Source organism: Streptomyces odontomachi, assembly GCF_024435355.1.
Classification (GTDB): domain Bacteria; phylum Actinomycetota; class Actinomycetes; order Streptomycetales; family Streptomycetaceae; genus Streptomyces; species Streptomyces odontomachi.
On sequence record NZ_JAMJWG010000002.1, the window covers coordinates 261,599 to 280,955 of the forward strand.

The window sequence follows — 19,357 nt, forward strand, 5'->3', positions numbered from 1 at the left end:
CAGAACCGAACCCGCTAGGAGATCTCGTGCTCGATGCCGCATTCTTCCACCGCTGGATGACGGTGGCCGCCGCCTGGGTGGAGCGTGATGCGCAGCACCTCACCGCGCTCGACTCGCCGATCGGCGACGCCGACCACGGCTCCAACATGCTCCGCGGGTTCAAGGCGGTCGTGTCGGCGCTCCAGGAGGAGCACCCCGACACCCCCGGCGCGGTGCTGATGCTGGCGGGGCGCCGGCTGGTCTCCACGGTGGGCGGCGCGTCCGGCCCGCTGTACGGCACGCTGCTGCGGCGCGTCGGCAAGGCGCTCGGTGACGCGGCCACGGTGGACCGCGCCGCCCTCGCCGGTGCGCTGCACACCGGCGTGAACGCGGTGGCGAGCCTCGGCGGTGCCGCGCCCGGCGACAAGACCATGCTGGACGCGCTGCTACCGGCCGCCGACGGTCTCGACACGTCGTTCGAGGCGGCCCGTGCGGCAGCCGAGCAGGGCGCGCTGGCGACCACACCGCTCCAGGCCCGCAAGGGCCGGGCCAGCTACCTGGGGGAACGCAGCATCGGCCACCAGGATCCCGGCGCGACGTCCTCGGCGCTGCTGATCGCGGCGCTCGCCGAGGTCGCCGAGGAGGCGGACGGCACCGATGGCACCGGCGGTCAGGGGGCGTCCGGTGAGTGACGCATCCGGCGCCGCGGGCGGTGTGTCGGACGCCGCCCGCGGCCAGGTCGGCATCGTGCTCGTCTCGCACAGCGCAGCCGTGGCGGAGTCCATCGCCGAACTGGCGGCCAACCTGGCGGGCGGCGGCGCGACCGCACCGGTGGCACCCGCGGGCGGCACGACGGACGGCGGTCTGGGCACCAGCGCCGAGCTGATCTCCGCCGCGGCGGCTCGGGTCGACCGTGGTGCGGGCGTGGCGGTGCTGGCCGACCTGGGCAGCGCGGTCCTGACCGTGAAGGCGCTCCTCGTGGAGGGTGGCGAACTCCCCGAGAACACCCGTCTCGTGGATGCGCCCTTCGTGGAGGGCGCGGTGGCCGCCGTGGTGACCGCCTCCGCGGGTGCCCCCCTCGACGCGGTCGAGTCGGCGGCCACGGAGGCGTACGGCTACCGCAAGACGTGACCCGGGGGATCCGGCACGCGGGGCGCACGTGGGCCCCGGCCCGTGACCGGTGGCGCCCCGGTTCCCGAACCCGGCCGGGGCGCAACCCCGGTTACGCCAGGGGAGCGACCCGCTCACCCCCCTGGCCTCCGCCGGCATGCGGATGTCGCCCGATCCACGTTGGCTCGACACGAGGCAGCACGGATCTCCCGACCTTCGGCGGCGCCTGGGATGTACCGCCACCCGTGCCGCCGGAGGGCAAACCTATGCGCACTACTCAGATAGTCGTCCGTTCCGGCCTGACCGCGGCGGCCGTCGCGCTGCCGCTGTCCCTGGCGTACGGACCGACGGCAGTCGCGGCCGGAGTCAGCGTGTCCGCCACGGGCTCCACCGTACGGGTCTCCACATCGGCGTGCTCCAACGGCGGCAATGCCTCCCTGCTCTCCAGCGGGCAGGCCATCTTCGCCCAGGGCCGGCAGGCCACCCTGAGCACGACCGGATCCACCCAGAGCGCGTCGTGGTCGAGCGTCCCGTCCGGGGCGCACACCGTGATAGTGATGTGCAGCGACGGCACCACGGCCGGCACCGGCACGGTACACGTCAGCACCGGAAACGCCACGACACCGGTCACGACCTCCCCTTCCGCCACCGCCACGACGATGCCCACCACGACGCCCACGATGACCGCGTCGCCCACGGCCTCCCCGTCCCTGCCCGTCCAGGGCGGCGTGGGCGGCGGCAGCACCGACTACGGGCCCCTGACGGCCGCGATCGGCGGGACCCTGGTGGCCGCCGCGGTCGGAACGAGTGCCTGGTACCTGTACCGCCGGCGTGCCCACAAGCGCGTCTGACCCCTGCCGTCCCCGCTCCCCTCTCCTCCGGCTGTCGTCCGCCCGGCTCCTCGGGCGGACGACAGCCGTTTCGCCGTGCCCGCACCCGTGCGTACCCGCCCGGGGCCTGAGGTGCGCCTGGTGCGCGCGGGGCGTATGAGTGCGCGGGCGCGCAGGACGTGCAGGGCGCACTTGGGTATCCGTTGCGTCCCTAAAAGCCGGTCATGGCCTGAATCAACTCGTTGGCAGAGGCACAACAGCGCATTACCGTCCTCCGAGGACAGACAGGGAGGGCGTTCATGGCACGACCGCTCAGCGTGCAGCTGTACTCCGTACGGACAGAACTCGCCAAGGACCACGACGGCACGCTGGCCCGCGTGGCCGGCCTGGGTTACCGCGCTGTCGAACCGTTCGACGTGCTCACCGACCCGCAGGGCCTGCGCCGCCGGCTGGACGACCTGGGGCTGGCCGTCTCGGGTGTGCACGCCATCCAGCTGGTGCAGCCGGAGCACGACCCCGACCGTGTCCTGGACGCAGTGGCCGAGGTGGGCACCACCGAGGCCATCGTCCCGGCGGGCATCCCACCCGAGGACTTCACCCACGAGGCCGGCCTGGCCCGCGCCGCCGATCTGCTGAACGACCTGTCCGAGCGTGCCGCCCGGCGCGGTGTCCGGCTCGGCTACCACAACCACTGGTGGGAGATCGAACCCACCGTCGACCGGCGGCACGCCATCGAGCGGCTGGCCCAGCTCCTCGACCCGGCCGTCTTCCTGGAGATCGACACCTACTGGGCCCAGGTGGGCGGCGCCGACGTGCCGGCGCTGCTGCGCCGCCTCGGCGACCGCGTGACGGCGCTGCACATCAAGGACGGCCCCGGCACCAAGGGCGAGCCGAACGTGGCGGTGGGCGGCGGCGTCATGCCGGTGGCCGAGATCCTCGCGGCCGCCCCGGACGCCTGGCGCATCGTCGAGTTCGACGCCTGCGCAGGCGACCTGTTCGCGGAACTCGCCGCGAGCCACACTTACGTATCCGCCTTGGAGGCCGCATGAGCACGGGTCCCGTCGGTGTCGCCATCGTCGGTGCGGGCGTCATCAGCAAGCAGTACCTGAGTGCCCTGAGCTCCTTCCCTGACGTGCGGCTGCTGGCGGTCGCCGACCTCGACCCGTCGCGCGCGCTGGCGGCCGCCCGCGCCTACGACGTGCCCGTCTCGGGTGACCTGGCCACCGCGCTCGCGGTGCCCGAGGTCGAGCTGGTGGTGAACCTGACGGTGCCGGCGGCGCACGGCCAGGTCGCGACGGCGGCGCTGCGGGCGGGCAAGCACGTGTACGGGGAGAAACCGATCACGCTGACCCCGAACGAGGCGGAGAAGCTGCTCACGGAGGCCTCCGAGCGGGGACTGCTGGTCGGCAACGCCCCGGACACGTTCCTCGGTGCCGGGTTGCAGTCCGCGCTGCGGGCGGTCCAGGCGGGCCACATAGGCACCCCGGTCGCCGCGAGCACGGTGATGCAGAGCCTCGGCCCGGAGTCCTGGCACCCGGACCCCGCCTTCCTCTACCAGCAGGGCGCCGGCCCGCTCTTCGACATCGGCCCCTACTACCTGACGGCGCTGGTGGCCCTCTTCGGCGGCGTCACCCGGGTGGCCGCCACCGCCACCCGGGCCCGCCTGGAACGCGCCGTCGGCTCGGGCCCGAAGGCGGGGCAGACCTTCCCGGTCACGGTGCCCACGCACGTCTGCGCACTGCTGGAGTTCGCCTCGGGTGCGACCGCCAACACCACGTTCAGCTTCGACTCGTCGCTGCCCCGCATCCAGTTCGAGATCACCGGCACGGAGGGCACGCTCGCGGTACCCGATCCGAACACCTTCGGCGGGCCGCTGCGGGTGCGGCCCAACGGCTCGGCGGACTGGCGCGAGCTGCCGGTGACCGGGCGCACGGACGGCCGGGGGCTCGGCGTGCTGGACATGGCGCGGGCGATCCGCGGCACCGGGCCGCACCGGGCGTCGGGGACGCTGGCGCTGCACGTGCTCCAGACGATGACCGCGGTCGACGATTCCGCGGCACGCGGCGAGTTCGCCCCGGTGGCCGGTCGCATCGTGCCGCCGGCACCGCTACCGGCGGACTGGGACCCGACCGCGGCGACGCTGCCGCGGTCGGCGCGTACGTAGCGGCTGCCGTTTCCCGGATCGCGTTCGGATCGGGCGGGGCCACGGAAGGTGCGAGGTGGGCAGCGGCACCTGCCGCGTCTTAGGCTCGGGAGCATGACCGTGACGCCCCGCCGCTACACCGTGGCCCTCAAACCCCGGGTCGCCGATGCGCAGGGCCATACCGACCACGGCGACAGCCTGCGCACGGCGGTCGTCGAGGCGACCGGTGAGCTGGGCGCTTCGGGCTATCCGCGCTATGCGGGGCACGGCATGCGGGCGGACATCGATCCCGAGACCGGCGCCATCGAGGCCATCACGGTCGACGGCGACGAGTTGCCCTACGGCTGGGTGGCCGAGACCGTCGGCGAGGCGAACGGCCGGTAGTCGTAGCCGGCGTCCACGCAGCGGTGCCCCGCGCCGCGGTGCTGCGGCACGGATCCTGTCGACGGGCTTCCCAAGAATCAAGTTGTACTCTACAACTAGATAGTGGACGTGAGGGGACCCGGCGCGCACGCGCCGACGCGCCCACCCGCCGGCGAGAGGACATGCGGTCGTGATGTCAGGGCACCAGACGACCGGGCGGGCCACCGACGACGGCGAACGGCCGGCCACTTCGCGGTCGCACCCGGTGGGGCGTCGGGCCGCCCGGGACGCGGCCGTCGAGACCATCCACCGCGAGCTGACCGTGTTCGCCCGGCGCGCCAGGGCCACCGCCGGGCGGATGCACCCGCAGTTGTCCCTGGTCGCGTACACCCTGCTCAGCCATCTGGAGGAGCGGGGCGGCTGCCGGGCCACGGACCTGGCGGCGCACTACGCGCTGGACAAGTCGACGGTGAGCCGGCAGGTGGCAGCCCTGGAGCGGGACGGCCTGGTACACCGCCGGGTGGACCCCGAGGACCATCGCGGCCAGGTGCTGGACCTGACCCCGGAGGGCACCGGCATCCTCGCCGAGGTCACCGAGAGTCGCCGGGCCGCCTTCGAATCCCGCCTCGCCGGCTGGCCGCCGGCCGACCTCCTCCGGTTCGCCGACTTCCTGCGGCGCTACAACGAGGCCGCGTCCCGGCCCGACGACGACCCGACGGCGCCGGCCGCGCCGCCGGGGCCGCCGCCCGAAGCCGCCTGAGCCCGTCGCGCACCCCGCGCGCGTCCCTCGTCCCTACACCGCCTCGACCGCCCGCGCCTCCGGCAGGTGCTCCGGTACGCGGGCGGTGCGGAACATCGCCGGGCGGCGCTGGCGGAAGCCCAGGGACTCGTAGAGCGCCCTCGCGCCGGTGTTGCGCATGGCGACGTGCAGGAACGGGGTCTCGCCCCGGGCCCTGATACCCGCGGCGACCGCGCGCACGAGTCGGGTCGCCAGGCCCTGCCCGCGATACTCCTGGTCGGTGCAGACCGCGCTGATCTCTGTCCAGCCGGGCGGGTGCAGCCGCTCCCCCGCCATCGCGACCAGCCGGCCGTCGCGCCACACGCCGAGATAGTCGCCGAGCAGGATGCTGCGCGGCAGGAAGGGTCCGGGCTCGGTGCGCGCCACCAGGTCGAGCATCTGCGGTACGTCCGCGGGGGTGAGGGGCTTGGCCTCGCCGTCGAAGGCCGCGTCGACTCCGTCGTCGACGTACTGGGCGCCGGGCAGCTGCCCGGTGACCTCCCAGTCCGACGGCAGGGCCACCCGCACCCCGGGGAAGTGGATCGAGGCGCCGGGACCGGCGAGCGCCGCGACATCCGCCCAGTCGTCGGGACGCGGGTCGGTGGGCAGGGCGAGCCACGGCGAGACGTCGACCGGGTAGCGCAGCACCCGTCCGCAGCGTTCGGCCAGGTGGGCGTGCGGGCCCGTCAGGGCGCTGTAGGCGGGGTTGTCCAGCGGATGCGGGAGGGCCGGCGGATGCGGCATGGACGCTGCCCTCACGCCCCCACCTCGATGACGACCTTGCCGCGGGCGTGCCCTTCCTCCACCGCGCGGAGCGCCGGGCCGGCCTGCTCCAGCGGGAAGGTGCGGGTGACGTGCGGGGTGAGCCGTCCGTCCACCACCAGGGCGGCCACCTCGTCGAGTACGGCCGCGGTGCGGGCGCGCTCCACGCCGGCGCCGCCGAGCCGGGCGACGGTCGCCCGGTCCGCTGCGGTGATCAGTTTCGAACGGTCCTCGAGCAGACCTGCGGCGGCTTCCAGCGCGTCACCGCCCACCAGGTCGTACACCGCGTCGATGCCGTCCGGTGCCGCGGCCCGCACCCGCTCGGCGAGATCCGGCCCGGAGGGCACGTGGATCGCGCCGAGCGACTCGACGAAGTCCTTCTTGCCCTCGCTCGCCACCCCCACGACCCGCAGTCCGCGGACGCGGGCGATCTGGATGGCGGCCACGCCGACGCCGCCCCCCGCGCCGGTGATCAGCAGCACTGCGCCGGCCGGCAGGTCCAGTTGGCGCACGCCGTCGTAGGCGGTGGCGGCGGCGACGGGCAGGGCGGCCGCATCGGTGAAGGAGAGAGCGGCCGGCTTGCGTGCGGCGACCGTCACGGGGAGCAGGGTGTGCTCGACGTATCCGCCGGTGAGCGAGCTGCCGAAGACCGCGTCGCCGGGCGCGAACCCTTCGACGCCCGGCCCCACCCGTTCGACGATCCCGGCGACCTCGCTGCCGAAGGCGACCGGCAGTTGTGCAGGCGGGGCACCCGGCCGGCGAAAGCCGGTGCGCAGCTTCCAGTCCACCGGGTTGACCCCCGCGGCCCTGACGGCGACGAGCAGCTCGCCGGCGCCCGGCTCGGGTGCCGGGCGGTCGATGAAGGTCTCCACCTCCGGCCCGCCGAACGCGGTGTACACATACGCCTTGCCCATGTACTCCTCACTCTCCTCACGGCACCGCTCCACCGGTCTGCCCGGCGTCGCCGTGGTGCTTCTGCCATCCTTGCGGCCGGCCGCCAGGTGCAAGGACGGCGGGGTGCGGCACATTCCCGGTTTCGGGAATCCGTCATGCTGCCGTCACATCGCGTGCGCGCTTCGGTCCCTCGATCACACCCATCACCCCTCACCCCTCGCCCAACTGTGCGAAGCGCCAGGGGGCGCTGGCAGCACCCACCGCCTCCGCGGGTCAGCGGTCACCTGACGCATTCACCCCCGGCGCACGACCGGCCTCGTTAACAATATGCGCATGACTGATGACTGGAAGCGACAGATGGATCGGCTTCACGCGGCCCTGGTGCGCCGTGATGACCCCGCCGCCTGGGTGACCGAGGCCGATGCCGTGGACGCCTCCTACCGCTACCCCTATGTCGCCCTGCGTGGGCCCGTCTTCGGTCTTGCCGCACAGGACCCGCGTACGGGGTCGCACTGGAGTCTGGTGCGGCCGGTGACGAACGGCACCCCGCAGCAGGCCCGTGACGAGTTGAACTCGCTGCTGTGGTTCAGGGCCAAGGACGACACCGACGACCGCGCCGTGCGGCGCGCGTTACTGGCGGCGGTGGACGTGCTGGACCGCGAGCCGGTCAACGAGGTCGACGTCCTCGGGGTCCGCTACCGCGTGGTGCGCGGGGACGAGTTCGCCCGCAGCGACAAGGACGGCAACCTGGAGCCGCCTCGCCCGACCGACGTCGAGCCGGTCGACCTGACCTGGGACAAGGACGACAAGAGCCCGTCGCCGGACATCGACTTCGCCCTCGACGCGGACCGCGAGGACGGCGTGATGGCGGGTGCCATGAAGTTGGGGCTGCGGGACTTCACCTACGCCGGGCCGCGTTTTCCCACCGATGTGCGCAAGGACTCCGAACAGGCGGTCACGGCCTGCCCGGACATCGTCCTGCTGCCCGTCGGCTTCGGGGTCGCCGAGCGCAACGGCAAGGGCTGGCTGCCGCGTGGCTCCCTGATGTCCACGCCGCACGGCGCGCGGCAGCTCCTGTACGGACAGCTGACCGAGACCTGGCCCCTGGTCCGCGACTTCGACGCGGACCAGAAGGCGGTGTACGCGCAGGCCGCCGAGGAGTTCAGGGCCGCGGGCCGCGCCAATGAAGTGCGGGTGTCCGGCAGCCTGTTCAGGATCTCCCGCATCGAGCGCTTCGTACGCGTGGGCCCCGATGGACCGGAACAACCCAGGGCCTCGGACCAGGACGGCTACGGCCCGATGAAGATCCACCCGACCATGGACGAGGACGGCACCCTGCACTACGACGACTGAAGCGATGGCTGCGCCACGGCGCCGCATGGCCGGGAGCGCGGGAAGCCGCGGTCGACGGGTGGACCGCGTCGCTTCCGGCGCGGTGCTCGCCGCGGTGGACAGTCCCGCGGCGAGCACCGCCGGAACCGGTACGGCACCCTCCCGCGTGGCGCCGCCGGGACCGGTGCCGCTTCCTGCGACACGGCACCGGTCTGATGGTCACAACACCGAACGCGCCGACGGCAACCGCGGTGCCGACGGGGCCGGTTGCGGCTATGCCTGACGGCTGCCGCCGAGCCTGGTCCTGGTCTCCCTGCCCCGGCCGGCCGGTTCTATGCCGCACAGGCCGCATCCTCCCGGCGGCTCCTGCTCTCCCCAGGGCGGGCTGACGACGGTGCAGCTCGACGCAACGGCCACGGACATGCCTCCGAGGGCGACTCCCGACACCTCGATGCCTCACCCGGTCGGTGACCGGTTCACGATGTCGTCGCCGCGATCCTAGGCTCCGCCGCGGGCCCGGTCGAGCTGGATACGGCCGTACCGGTGCCCCCGCTCACCCCTCCCCCACACCGCGCACCCGCCGGCGGCCCGACCGCCCTCGGGCCCGCGGACGGGGCCCGGGCTGCTCCGGTCGCGTGAACCGCACGGCGTGCCGCGGGGGAGCTCAGCGATGTCCTGCGCGCCATATGACATTGAGGAGAAATGCGATCCGATAATCATATGAATACGCGCCGATGGCTCTTGCTGAGCGCGCTCGGAATCGGAGCGGCCGCGGCGACCGGCTCGGCCGTCGTGCTCACCAGGACCACGGACCACGCCAGTTCATCCGCTCACCGGCCGGCGCCGGGCCCTTCGGGAACGTCCGGTCACAAGAAGGCCGGCAAGGGCACGCCCAGCCCGTCCAAAGGACCCCACCGGCCCTCCGGAGGCTCCCGCCGCAAGTCGAGCGGGCCCCGTCCGGGCTCCGTGCCCGTCGAAGCGGGTCTGCGCCAGACCTACCGGCTGCGGCCGGTCGCCGGCGAGTACGCGATCGGGAGTACGGTCCTGCATCCGCAGATCCGCAAGCACGCCCAGCTGACCCTGCCGGGATCCGGTCGCTACATCGCCCTGACCTTCGACGACGGTCCCCACCCGGACTACACCCCGAAGGTGCTGTCCGTGCTGCGCACGTACCGCATCCAGGCCACGTTCTTCGTCATCGGCGAGAACGCCGCCGCCTTCCCCAAGCTGCTGCACGACATCGCGGCGGGCGGGCACGTGGTGGCCAACCACAGCTACACGCACCCGCTGTTGACCAGCCTCTCCACGGCCAAGGTCAGGCAGGAACTGGGCAGGACGAGCGACGTCATCGAGAAGGTGCTGGACGCGCCGCCGCGCTGGTGCCGTGCGCCGTACGGGGAGTGGGACGCGCGCTCCCTGAAGGTCTGCGCCCAGCTCGGCATGGAGCCCCTCGGCTGGTCGCTGGACACCAACGACTGGGCCCGGCCCGGCATCGCCAAGATCGAGAAGGCGGTCACCCACGGCGTCGAACCGGGCAGCGTCATCCTCCAGCACGACGGTGGCGGCAACCGGGCCCAGACGGTGCGCGCCATCACCGACTATCTGCCCCGACTGCTGGACAAGGGCTACGTGTTCGTGCGTCCGCACACCTGAGCCGGCACGCGCGGCGGCGCGTGGAGCTGTCCATGATGCGGTCAGCCCTTTGACCACGCCCCGCCGCCACGGCTACCTTGCGGCACATGCAGCGATCGGCACATCTCACGGTTCGGGGGCACGTCGACCTGAAGCGTGTGTGCTCCGCCGCGTGTCGGCAGCCCTGAGCGTACGGCGGCACCTTTCGCCCCGTACGGCTGTTCCGCACGCACCACGACCCTGAGGACCGGGACGGGCGCGGCCGGCGGCTTCCTCCCGCTGCCGGCGCCCCCCATCAGTCCACGGCGTCGGTCACGAGCATCCGGTGCGTCCCGGCCGTGGCGACCTCGCCCGGCCCCGCCGCGAGCCCGGTCCGCACCGGGCCCGCCGGTACGTCGCCGGGCCCTGCCCCCTGGCCGGGCCCTCCGGCGCAGCCATGCGCTGCCGCATCCCGGAAGGCATCCGTGAACGGATCACCGGCGCACCCGCGCCGCCGCACCGCACCGCGTCACCCCGACGCACCGCCCACCGCGCCACCCCGCCGTCCGCCGGCCACCCGGGCGGTGCTCGGCGCCATCCTCGACCACGGTCCCGTCGCCCGCAGCGCCGTTGCCCGGCTCACCGGCCTGTCGCCGGCCTCGGTCACCGGGCACTGCGGGCACCTGCTGGCGCGCGGGCTGATCCGGGAGGCCGCGGCGACCAGCGGGCCACGTGGCCTCGGACGGCCGCACATACCCCTGGAGATAGACACCGAACGCCATGTGGTGGCCGGTGCGCACATCGCCGTGCGACACACCACGTTGTCCCTGATGGACCTGCGTGGCCGGATCGTGGCGGAGGACCGTGAACCCCACCGCGGCACCGCCCCCGACCAGGTGCTGGACCGGCTCGCTGCACGGCTGCCCGCGCTGGTGTCCGGGCACGCCGCGGACCGTACGGTGCTGGCGCTCGGCGTGGCCACCGGACACCGGGTGGATCCACGCACCGGCGTGATCGTGGACCATCCGCAGCTCGGCTGGCGAAACGTGCCGGCACGGGACGTGCTGGCCACCGCGACCGGGCTGCCGGTGCACGTGGACGGGCACGCCCGGGCACTGGCCCGCGCCGAACAGCTCATCGGCGAGTCGTCGAGTCGCACCAGCGCCGTGCTGCTGTTCGTCGGCACGGTCGTGGACGCCGCCTTCGCCACCGGTGGCCTGGTCCATCTGGGACCGCATTCGGGTGCAGGCAGCGTCGCCCATCTTCCGGTCGGCGGGCGGGATCCGGCGCCCGGCGCGGAGCGGAACGAGGGCCCGACCCCCGCGGAGGGCTCACCGGAGCGATGCGCGTGCGGTGCCCCCGACTGCCTCCAGGCACAGGTGTCGGAACCCGCCCTGGTGCGGCGGGCCGCACGGCGCGGACTGTCCGTGCCCGACTTCCCGGCACTGCTCGAACGGGCCCTGCGGGGTGATCCCGTGGCGTGTGCGGTCTTCGTGGACCGGGCCCGACGGGTCGGCCGGGCCGCCGCTTTGCTGCTCGACATGTTCGATCCCGATGTGCTGGTGGTGGTCGAACCGGCGTCCGGACGGCTGCCGGAGTGCCTTGCCGCGCTGCGGGCGGAGGTGAAGCGGCGGTCCTGGGCGGGCGAGGCCGCGGCCACGGCGGTCGTGCCGAGCAGCTTCACCGGCTCCGTGTTGGCGGTGGCGGGCGCCGCGGTGGCGCTGGGGGCGCTGTATGCGGACCCCCTTGGCGCCGGGGCCGCGCCCCCGTCCCGGTTCACCACCGCGGATTCGACTTAATTCAACGATGTGCTTTCTTGACCGGCTCCCGTTCCGCCGAGGAAAATGGATTCATGAGCGACCCGCAGCGTCTTTTCCCGTATGCGCCCCTTTCGGCGCCGCACGAGGGCGTGGCCGCGTCGATGCCCATTCCGTCGGGCCGCTGCTGTTGTCGCCGCATGCGCCGCACATGACGCCAAGCCAGCGAAATTCTGACGTGTGATCTGACATCGAGGCGGCCTTCTCCGTTCAGCCGGTCCGTCCGCACCGTGCCACACGTGCACTTTCGCACGCTCACATTCCGCGGCTCGCTCGCACATGCTTCGCTTCTCGCCTGCGCCCGCGCGTCTCCCATCCGACCTTGCATGCCTGCCCTTCATGGGCCCGCCACGGCGCGCCCATCCGTCATTCCGCATGCGCGGGTCCGAGCGTCACGGGGCAACGCTGCCGCGCTGCCGCGCCGTTCCCTTTTCCTCTTCGGCCCCCGATTCCCCTCCCTTTTCCGTCCTCCCTTTTCCGCCGGCCCTTTCCGCCTTCCCTTACCCGTCTTTGTGCCTATCTCCATCCCGGGAGACTCCATGGCTCTTGCCCCCGCTCCGCGTTCCTCGCCGAACATCGCTCCTGACCGGTTCAGGCAGGTCTTCCGACGCCATCCCGCGGGGGTGGTGGTGATCACGCTGGACGCCGGGCAGGGTCCGGTCGGATTCACCGCCACCTCGCTCACGTCGCTCTCGCTGAACCCGCCGCTGGTGTCGTTCGCCATCGCGGCCGGCGCGTCGTCCTGGCCGCATGTGGCGCGGGCGGCGAGCGTGGTCGTGCACTTCCTCGGTGCCGAACAGGAGCCGCTGGCCCGGCGGTTCGCCAGCCGTGGCGTCGATCGGTTCGCGGCGCCGACCGCATGGCGGCGGCTGCCCACCGGTGAACCGGTACTCCACCACGTCGCCGGCTGGTTGCGCCTGGGTGTCGAGCAGATCGTCCCGGCCGGCGACCACCACATCGTCATCGCCCGTGCCCTGGAGGCCCGGCTCGACGCCGGCCGTGACCCGCTCCTCTTCCACGACGGCGTGTATCACTCGCTTTCACCCCGAACGGATATCGGCAATGCCCAGCCTCACATCGCCTGAACCGACCCACCGCAGAAAGTTCCTCGCCCTGGCCGCCGGCACGGCACTCGGGCTCGGCCTCACCGGCTGCGTCTCACGCACCGAAGCCGCCTCACAGCCGGCACCGACCGGCGCCCTGCCGACCGCAGCAGCACGCGGCACCAGGCTCTCCATAGCCGTCCACACCTCGCAATTGCAGCTCGCCGCATCGGGGCTCGGCAGAAAACTCGGATTCACGGTCTCCCAGTGGCCCAATCTGACGGCCGGACCCGACGTCATCCAGGGATTCAGAGCGCACTCCATCGATCTGGCGGCCAATGCCGGAATTCCCCCCATCCAGGCCGCCGCAATCGGAGTGCGGGCCAGGATCGTCGCGGTGCAGGAACGGCACGTCCCGCTCTACCGGTTTGCCACCGCACCCAGCTCGTCCATCGCCGACGCCGCCGATTTCCGCGGCCGGAAAATCGCGTTCTCGCAGGGCCAGGCGCAGGGCGTGGTGGTCCTGCGCGCCCTGAAGGAGGCCGGGATCAAGAACGACGACGTCACACTCGTCGCGCTGCCCAGCACGCAGTTCCTGACGGCTTTGCAATCCGGGCAGGTGGACGTGGCACCGCTCAACGAACCGGTGCTGACCAAGTACCTGAACCAGTACGCCAAGGACGGGGCCCGGTCCGTGCCCACCGACGTGGTGGACCTGCTGACCGTCCTGTGGGCCCCGGTCGAGGTGCTGGACGACCCGGCCAAGCTGGCGGCGGTGCGCGACTACGTGCCGCTGTGGGCCCAGGGCCTGGTGTGGGCGTGGCAGCACACGGACGCCTGGATCGACACCTACTACGTCAAGGACCAGGGCGTGACCAGGGTGGACGGCAAGCGCATCGTCGCCTCGCTGGGCCCGCCCCGCTTCCCGGACAGCTGGGACAGGGCCATCGCGTGGGAGCAGGAGACCGCGGATCTGCTGGCGGACGGCGGCTTCGTCAAGAAGCTCGACGTCACCGAGCTGTTCGACCGCCGTTTCGAGGACCTCGCGGCGCAGGCCGTGCCGGGCCGGTACCGGGAGGCGGCCTCATGAGCGGCACGCTCTCGCACGTACGCCCTCCCGAGACGCCCCCCGCCGAGGCGCCGGTGCCGGGCCGGTCCACGCGTCCCGATCCGGACGGGGCAGCGCCGTCCCGTGCCGTCCGCTCCCCCGGACGGAACCGTCGCAGGCTCGGTCCCGGGCGCCCGGTGCGCTTCGGGCGGCTGCTCGGGCCCGTCCTGCTGGTCACCCTCTGGTGGACGGCGTCGGCGCTCGGAGTGCTCGACCCGCGGGTGCTGTCCGGGCCGGGGGAAGTCGTGTCCACCGCGGGCGAGCTGGTCGCGGACGGCCGGCTCGCCGACCATGCGCTGATCTCGCTGCAACGGGCCGGGCTCGGGCTGCTCTTCGGGGTCGTTGCCGGCGTGCTGCTGGCCGTGGTCGCCGGTCTGAGCCGGCTCGGCGAGTACCTCGTCGACGGTCCGTTGCAGATCAAGCGGGCCATCCCGGCGCTCGCGATGCTGCCGCTGCTGATCCTGTGGTTGGGCATCGGTGAGCAGATGAAGGTCACCGTCATCGCGCTCGGCGTCGCGGTCAACCTGTACATCAACACGTACGCGGCGCTGACCGGCATTGACCAGCGCCACGTCGAGCTGGCCGAGTCGCTGCGGCTCGGCAGGTGGGAGTTCCTGCACAAGGTCGTCGTACCGGGTTCGTTGCCGGGGTTCTTCGTCGGGCTGCGGCTCGCGGTTACCTCGTCGTGGCTCGGGCTGATCGTGGTCGAGCAGATCAACGCCACGTCGGGCATCGGCTACATGATGTTCCAGGCCCAGCAGTACGCCCAGACCGATGTGATCGTCGTCGGTCTCGTGGTCTACGGGGTCTTCGGCTTCCTCTCCGATGCCCTGGTCCGCGTCGTCGAGAGGAGGGCCCTGTCATGGCGGCGCACGCTGACGAGCTGAACCGGGACGGGACGGCAGCCGGCTCCGACGCCCCCGTCGCGCTCCGCGCCGCCCGACTGGTGCGCCGGTTCGGCGGCCGGCTGGTGCTGGACGGCCTCGACCTGACCGTGGCCGCGGGCGAGTTCGTCGCGCTGCTCGGCCGCAGTGGCTCCGGCAAGTCGACCCTGTTGCGGGCCGTCGCCGGGCTCGACGACCGGGTCGACGGCTCGGGTGAGCTGCTGGTGCCGGAGCGGGTCTCGCTGTCGTTCCAGGACTCCCGGCTCCTGCCGTGGCTACGGCTGCTGGACAACGTGGTCCTCGGTCTGCGCGACCGCGCGGGCGCCGCCCGGGCCCACCCGAAGCGGGGGGACGCCCGCCGGCGCGGCAGTGCGGCGCTGGCCGAGGTCGGCCTCGCGGGCCGGGAGCGCGCCTGGCCCGGTGAGCTGTCCGGGGGCGAGCAGCAGCGTGCCGCACTCGCCCGGGCGCTGGTGCGCGAGCCGGAACTGCTGCTGGCCGACGAGCCGTTCGGCGCGCTCGACGCGCTCACCCGGATCCGGACGCACGGCCTGCTGCGTGAGCTGTACGAGCGGCACCGTCCCGCCGTGCTGCTGGTCACCCACGACGTGGACGAGGCGATCGAACTCGCCGACCGCGTGGTGGTGCTCCAGGACGGCCGCATCGGCCTCGACCTGCCCATCGAGCTGCCGGCGCCGCGCAGCCCGGGCGAACCGCGCTTCCAGGAGCACCGCGCGACGCTGCTCGCCGCCCTCGGCGTGACGGCCGCTCCCGACAGGCCCCCGGCACCGGCTGCCCACGCCGGCGCCGTGCCACCCCACTTGGAGGAAACCCCGCATGTCCCGCACGACTGATCGTCCGCCGCTGCACCTCAACGCGTTCCTGATGTCCGTCGGGCACCACGAGGCGGCCTGGCGGCTGCCCGGGAGCAGTGCGCAGCCGACACCCGACATCGAGCACTACCTCCACCTGGCGCGCGTTGCGGAGCGCGGCAAGCTGGACTCGCTGTTCCTCGCGGACAGTCCCGTGTTGCAGGGCGACCCTGGGCGGCGGCCCGCCAGCAGGCTGGAGCCGACGCTGCTGCTGACCGCGCTGGCCGGTGCGACCCGGCACATCGGGCTGATCGCCACCGCCTCCACCAGTTACAACGAGCCGTACAACCTGGCACGCCGGTTCGCCTCGCTGGACCATGTCTCCGGGGGCCGGGCGGGCTGGAACATCGTCACCACCGCGGGCGCGGACGCGGCACGCAACTTCGGCCTGGACGACAGCCCGCCGCACCACGACCGCTACCGGCGGGCCGCCGAGTTCGTCGAGGTCTCCACCAAGCTGTGGGACAGCTGGGCCGACGACGCCGTGGTGGCCGACAAGGAACGCGGGGTGCACGCACGGCCGGACCGGGTCCGCCGGATCGGCCACGCGGGGGAGTTCTTCCGCGTCGACGGGCCGCTCAACGTGCAGCGCTCGCCCCAGGGCTATCCGCTGCTGGTGCAGGCCGGGTCGAGCGAGGACGGCAAGGACTTCGCGGCGCGCTACGCGGAGGCCGTGTTCACCGCGCAGCAGACCCTCCAGGAGGGCATCGCGTTCTACAAGGACGTCAAGCACCGTGCCGAGCTCCTCGGCCGCGACCCCGACGGGATCAGGATCCTGCCCGGCATCGTGCCGGTGATCGGGGACACCGAGGCGCAGGCGCGGGAGCTGGACGCCGAGCTCGACCGGTTGATCGTGCCCGAGTACGCCAAGCAGCAGCTGGCCAGGACGCTCCGGCTCGACCCGGCTGAGCTGGCCCTCGACGAGGAGCTGCCCGAAGGACTGCCCACCGAGGACGAGATCGAGGGCGCGAAGAGCCGCTACACCCTGGTCGTGGAACTGGCCAGGCGCGAGCGGCTGACGGTGCGGCAGCTGATCGGCCGGCTCGGCGGCGGACGCGGCCATCGCACCTTCGCGGGCACCGCGGTCCAGGTCGCCGACACGATCGAGCACTGGTACGACAGGGGCGCGGCGGACGGTTTCAACATCATGCCGGCGGTGCTGCCGTCCGGGCTGGAGCGGTTCGTGGACGACGTCGTGCCGATCCTCCAGGAGCGTGGCCTGTTCCGCACCGCGTACACGGGCCGCACCCTCCGCGACCACTACGACCTGCCGCGCCCTGCCAACCGGATCTTCGAGACGGTGGAGCGGCGGCCGGGACGCATCGGCATCGGCCTTGCCGAGGCCGGGTGAGTCCCGAGGGCGGGTGACCGCCGGCGGGGTCGGTGATGCGGCGCGGCGGCCCGTGTCACCGGCCGCCGCGGCGGGTGGCCACGATCATGCCGCAGCGCGGGCTGCCGTCGGCGCGGGAACCGAGCGCGGGCAGCGCGTGCAGCGTCACGTCGAAGCCGGCGGCGGTCAGCTCGCCGCGCACCCGGTCGGGGCGGAAGGTGCGGTAGTACATGACGAACGGCGGGCGCCACACGGCGTTGCGCACCCGCATCACCACGTCGAACGCCAGCAGCATCCAGGCGGCCGGGGAGCTGGGCGCGGGGAGCTCAGCGATCGGGAAGACAAACCGTCCACCGGGCCGCAGCACCTGCCTGACCTGGTCGAACAGTCGGGGCCGCTCGCGTGGCAGAAAGTGCCCGAAGGCTCCGAAGCTGACCACGAGGTCGAACACGGCACCGAACGGCAGGGCGCGCGCATCCCCGCGCACCCACTCCGTGTGCGCGGGCGCGGGCGCGAGCGGCCCCGCGCCGGTCGCCGGGGCAGCCGGGCGGCCGGTGGACTGCCGGCTCGCGCGCGCCTGGGTGAGCATGCCCATGCTGAAGTCGACGCCGGTGATCCGGCCGCGGCACACCTGTGCCAGGACGTCCATGCCCGCGCCGGTACCGCAGCACAGGTCGAGCCCGTCCTGGAAGGGACCGAGCGGCCGGATCGCTTCGGTCACGGCGTCCAGCACGGCGTCCGGCGTCCGGAACGGCGTCACGTCGAACTTCGGCGCGAGCAGGTCGTAGCCGCGCTCGACGGAGGACAGGGCCTGCACGGCGAGCTCGCGGACGGTGGGGCCCTCGGGTGCGAACATCACTGCTCAGCATAGGCAACGACGCCGGGCGCGTGCGGCGGTGCCAGGTCCGGGCCCGGCCGGGTGGCAGCGCGCTCACACCGCACTGCACCCTCCGTCCACCGGTACCGCCGCCCCCGTCACGAAGGAGGCGCGGTCACTGCACAGCCAGGCCACCGCCTGGGCGATCTCGACCGGATCGGCCAGGCGCCGCTGGATGGCACGGGCCACGGAGAGCTCCTCCAGCTGCGGCACCTCGCGCATCGCCTGCTCCAGCAGTTCGGTGCGGGTGCTGCCCACCATCAGGACGTTGACCCGGATGTTGCGGTCTCCGTACTCCGCCGCCGCGGCCTTGGTCAGGCCCGCCACCGCGTGCTTGGCGGCCACGTAGGGGGCGGCGGCGCCGGTCGCGAAGAGGCCTGCCGTGCTGCCGGTGTTGACGATCGATCCGCCGGAGGGCTGCCGGAGCATCACGGGTATCTGCTGGCGCAGGCAGTTCCAGACACCGCGGACGTTGACGTCCATGATCCGGTGGTAGTCCGCGTCGTCCATCTCGTGCAGCCGGGCGCCCACGGAGCCCCACCCCGCGTTGTTGAACGCGGCGTCCAGCGATCCGTAGGTCTCCACCGCTCTCGACACGGCCCGCTCGACGTCCGGCGGCGAGGTGACGTCGCCCGGTGCGGCCAGTGCGCGTCCGCCCTCCGCCGCGATGCTCTCGACGATCTCGTGGAGCCGCTCGGCCCGCCGCGCCATCAGCACCACCGCCGCGCCCTCGGCCGCCAGCAACCGGGCGGCTGCGGCGCCGATCCCGCTGGACGCACCGGTGATCATGACCGTCTTGCCGTGCAGCATGTGTCCCGCCTCCGCCAAGGCGAACAACCGTCCGCCATCCGCCGTGTGCGAGCACACCGTACGTCCCGGCCCCACCTGCACGGATGCCGGCCCCTGGTCCGGGCCGGCGCTCCGCCTCCACGCCCGGGTCCCGAAGCGCCGTGGTCACCGGGCCCGGCCGCGTTCCTCCCCGAACTCGAGGCGCTTGGCGACGCTCGGCACGGCGAGTGCGGGCAGCAGGCAGTGCCACATCTCGACGATCCGGTCGGGCAGGTCCTTGCGCCCGGATTCCATGCTCGCGTGCATCTGCGCGCCGGTACAGAAGTTGACGACCAGCCGGGCCATCGCCTCCACGTCCACGCCGGCCCTCAGCTCCCGCTTGCGCTGTGCCGCCCGGAAGCTGTGCACCACCACTTCGGCCCACTGCTTGTGGGAGTTCTCGTCGGGCTCGATGAACTGGTCCTGGTCCATCACCAGGCGGGCGCCCGCCAGCAGGACGGGGTTGTCGAGCAGTTGGTAGCCCCAGGCAAGGGTGATGTCCACGATCTGCTGGAGGCCCTGGGCCTCGATCGGCGGCACCACCAGGTCGGGCTGGCTGCGGACGATCTCCCGGGCCAGTTCACCCTTGCGCGGGAAGTGGTGGTACATGGTTCCAAGGGTGACCCCCGCGCGTTTCGCGATCCGTGCGACGCTGGCGCCGGCGTATCCGCACTCGGCGAACTCCTCGGCCGCCGCGCGCACCAGCGCCGCTCGGGTCCGTACGCCTCGTGCCTGCTTCGCCGCCCGTCCCGGCATGCCCACCTATCCGATCTTGCTCGACAAGGAAAACGACACTCCC

20 protein-coding genes are annotated in these 19,357 nt (G+C 72.9%); 15 read left to right on the forward strand and 5 right to left on the reverse strand.

Annotated features, from left to right (window positions below; translation table 11 throughout):
- Nucleotides 1–26 precede the first annotated feature (26 nt).
- The 7 genes from dhaL to NQO67_RS05800 all read left to right on the forward strand — a co-directional run bounded on the left by dhaL (nt 27) and on the right by NQO67_RS05800 (nt 5,185).
- The gene (dhaL, locus tag NQO67_RS05770; protein WP_255947453.1) at nt 27–671 is read left to right on the forward strand and encodes a dihydroxyacetone kinase subunit DhaL; all 645 of its coding nucleotides are present in this window, start codon (nt 27–29) and stop codon (nt 669–671) included.
- Nucleotides 664–1,110 carry a PTS-dependent dihydroxyacetone kinase phosphotransferase subunit DhaM gene (locus NQO67_RS05775; protein WP_255947455.1) on the forward strand — a complete coding sequence of 149 codons (447 nt, stop codon included), beginning with the start codon at nt 664–666 and terminating at the stop codon, nt 1,108–1,110. The genes dhaL and NQO67_RS05775 overlap by 8 nt, the downstream gene beginning before the upstream one ends.
- Nucleotides 1,111–1,355: 245 nt before the next feature.
- Nucleotides 1,356–1,940 (forward strand): hypothetical protein, encoded by a 585-nt coding sequence (locus NQO67_RS05780; RefSeq protein ID WP_255947456.1) that lies wholly within the window; start codon nt 1,356–1,358, stop codon nt 1,938–1,940.
- A gap of 278 nt (nt 1,941–2,218) precedes the next feature.
- Nucleotides 2,219–2,968: a sugar phosphate isomerase/epimerase family protein gene (locus NQO67_RS05785; RefSeq protein WP_255947457.1), complete on the forward strand. Its 750-nt coding sequence runs from the start codon at nt 2,219–2,221 to the stop codon at nt 2,966–2,968.
- The gene (locus NQO67_RS05790; protein ID WP_255947458.1) at nt 2,965–4,083 is read left to right on the forward strand and encodes a Gfo/Idh/MocA family protein; all 1,119 of its coding nucleotides are present in this window, start codon (nt 2,965–2,967) and stop codon (nt 4,081–4,083) included. Before NQO67_RS05785 ends, NQO67_RS05790 begins: the two co-directional genes overlap by 4 nt.
- 93 nt (nt 4,084–4,176) lie before the next feature.
- Nucleotides 4,177–4,446, forward strand: coding sequence for a hypothetical protein (locus NQO67_RS05795; RefSeq protein WP_255947459.1), 270 nt, complete (start codon nt 4,177–4,179; stop codon nt 4,444–4,446).
- Nucleotides 4,447–4,618: 172 nt separating this feature from the next.
- Nucleotides 4,619–5,185 (forward strand): MarR family winged helix-turn-helix transcriptional regulator, encoded by a 567-nt coding sequence (locus NQO67_RS05800; protein WP_255947460.1) that lies wholly within the window; start codon nt 4,619–4,621, stop codon nt 5,183–5,185.
- A 33-nt stretch (nt 5,186–5,218) separates the two neighbouring features.
- Here the strand turns inward: NQO67_RS05800 and NQO67_RS05805 are convergent, their stop codons facing one another.
- Together NQO67_RS05805 and NQO67_RS05810 are read right to left on the reverse strand one after the other, a co-directional pair.
- On the reverse strand, nt 5,219–5,947 hold the full coding sequence (locus tag NQO67_RS05805) for a GNAT family N-acetyltransferase (RefSeq protein WP_255947461.1): 729 nt from the start codon (nt 5,945–5,947) through the stop codon (nt 5,219–5,221).
- Nucleotides 5,948–5,958: 11 nt separating this feature from the next.
- Nucleotides 5,959–6,879, reverse strand: coding sequence for an NADP-dependent oxidoreductase (locus NQO67_RS05810; protein ID WP_255947462.1), 921 nt, complete (start codon nt 6,877–6,879; stop codon nt 5,959–5,961).
- Nucleotides 6,880–7,192: 313 nt separating this feature from the next.
- Between NQO67_RS05810 and NQO67_RS05815 the strand changes: the two genes are divergently transcribed.
- From NQO67_RS05815 to NQO67_RS05850, 8 genes are all read left to right on the forward strand, one after another.
- Nucleotides 7,193–8,212: a DUF5954 family protein gene (locus NQO67_RS05815; protein WP_255947463.1), complete on the forward strand. Its 1,020-nt coding sequence runs from the start codon at nt 7,193–7,195 to the stop codon at nt 8,210–8,212.
- A 699-nt stretch (nt 8,213–8,911) separates the two neighbouring features.
- Complete coding sequence (locus NQO67_RS05820; RefSeq protein WP_255947464.1) at nt 8,912–9,844, forward strand: polysaccharide deacetylase family protein; 933 nt, start codon at nt 8,912–8,914, stop codon at nt 9,842–9,844.
- Between the two features lie 443 nt (nt 9,845–10,287).
- Nucleotides 10,288–11,601 (forward strand): ROK family transcriptional regulator, encoded by a 1,314-nt coding sequence (locus NQO67_RS05825; RefSeq protein WP_255947466.1) that lies wholly within the window; start codon nt 10,288–10,290, stop codon nt 11,599–11,601.
- Between the two features lie 557 nt (nt 11,602–12,158).
- Entirely contained in the window at nt 12,159–12,704 is a 546-nt protein-coding gene (locus NQO67_RS05830; protein WP_255947468.1) for a flavin reductase family protein, read from the forward strand.
- Entirely contained in the window at nt 12,682–13,752 is a 1,071-nt protein-coding gene (locus NQO67_RS05835; protein ID WP_255947478.1) for an ABC transporter substrate-binding protein, read from the forward strand. Before NQO67_RS05830 ends, NQO67_RS05835 begins: the two co-directional genes overlap by 23 nt.
- Nucleotides 13,749–14,657, forward strand: a complete 909-nt coding sequence (locus tag NQO67_RS05840; protein ID WP_255947480.1) for an ABC transporter permease — start codon at nt 13,749–13,751, stop codon at nt 14,655–14,657. The genes NQO67_RS05835 and NQO67_RS05840 overlap by 4 nt, the downstream gene beginning before the upstream one ends.
- Nucleotides 14,633–15,505 carry an ABC transporter ATP-binding protein gene (locus tag NQO67_RS05845; protein ID WP_255947482.1) on the forward strand — a complete coding sequence of 291 codons (873 nt, stop codon included), beginning with the start codon at nt 14,633–14,635 and terminating at the stop codon, nt 15,503–15,505. Before NQO67_RS05840 ends, NQO67_RS05845 begins: the two co-directional genes overlap by 25 nt.
- Nucleotides 15,489–16,874 carry an LLM class flavin-dependent oxidoreductase gene (locus NQO67_RS05850; protein WP_255947484.1) on the forward strand — a complete coding sequence of 462 codons (1,386 nt, stop codon included), beginning with the start codon at nt 15,489–15,491 and terminating at the stop codon, nt 16,872–16,874. Before NQO67_RS05845 ends, NQO67_RS05850 begins: the two co-directional genes overlap by 17 nt.
- 55 nt (nt 16,875–16,929) lie before the next feature.
- Here NQO67_RS05850 and NQO67_RS05855 read toward each other — a convergent pair whose 3' ends face one another.
- The 3 genes from NQO67_RS05855 to NQO67_RS05865 all read right to left on the reverse strand — a co-directional run bounded on the left by NQO67_RS05855 (nt 16,930) and on the right by NQO67_RS05865 (nt 19,314).
- A complete protein-coding gene (locus tag NQO67_RS05855) occupies nt 16,930–17,709 on the reverse strand; it encodes a class I SAM-dependent methyltransferase (protein WP_255947486.1) in 780 nt (259 codons plus the stop codon).
- Between the two features lie 75 nt (nt 17,710–17,784).
- On the reverse strand, nt 17,785–18,540 hold the full coding sequence (locus NQO67_RS05860) for an SDR family NAD(P)-dependent oxidoreductase (protein ID WP_308295630.1): 756 nt from the start codon (nt 18,538–18,540) through the stop codon (nt 17,785–17,787).
- Between the two features lie 144 nt (nt 18,541–18,684).
- Complete coding sequence (locus NQO67_RS05865) at nt 18,685–19,314, reverse strand: ScbR family autoregulator-binding transcription factor (RefSeq protein ID WP_255948451.1); 630 nt, start codon at nt 19,312–19,314, stop codon at nt 18,685–18,687.
- Nucleotides 19,315–19,357: the final 43 nt, after the last annotated feature.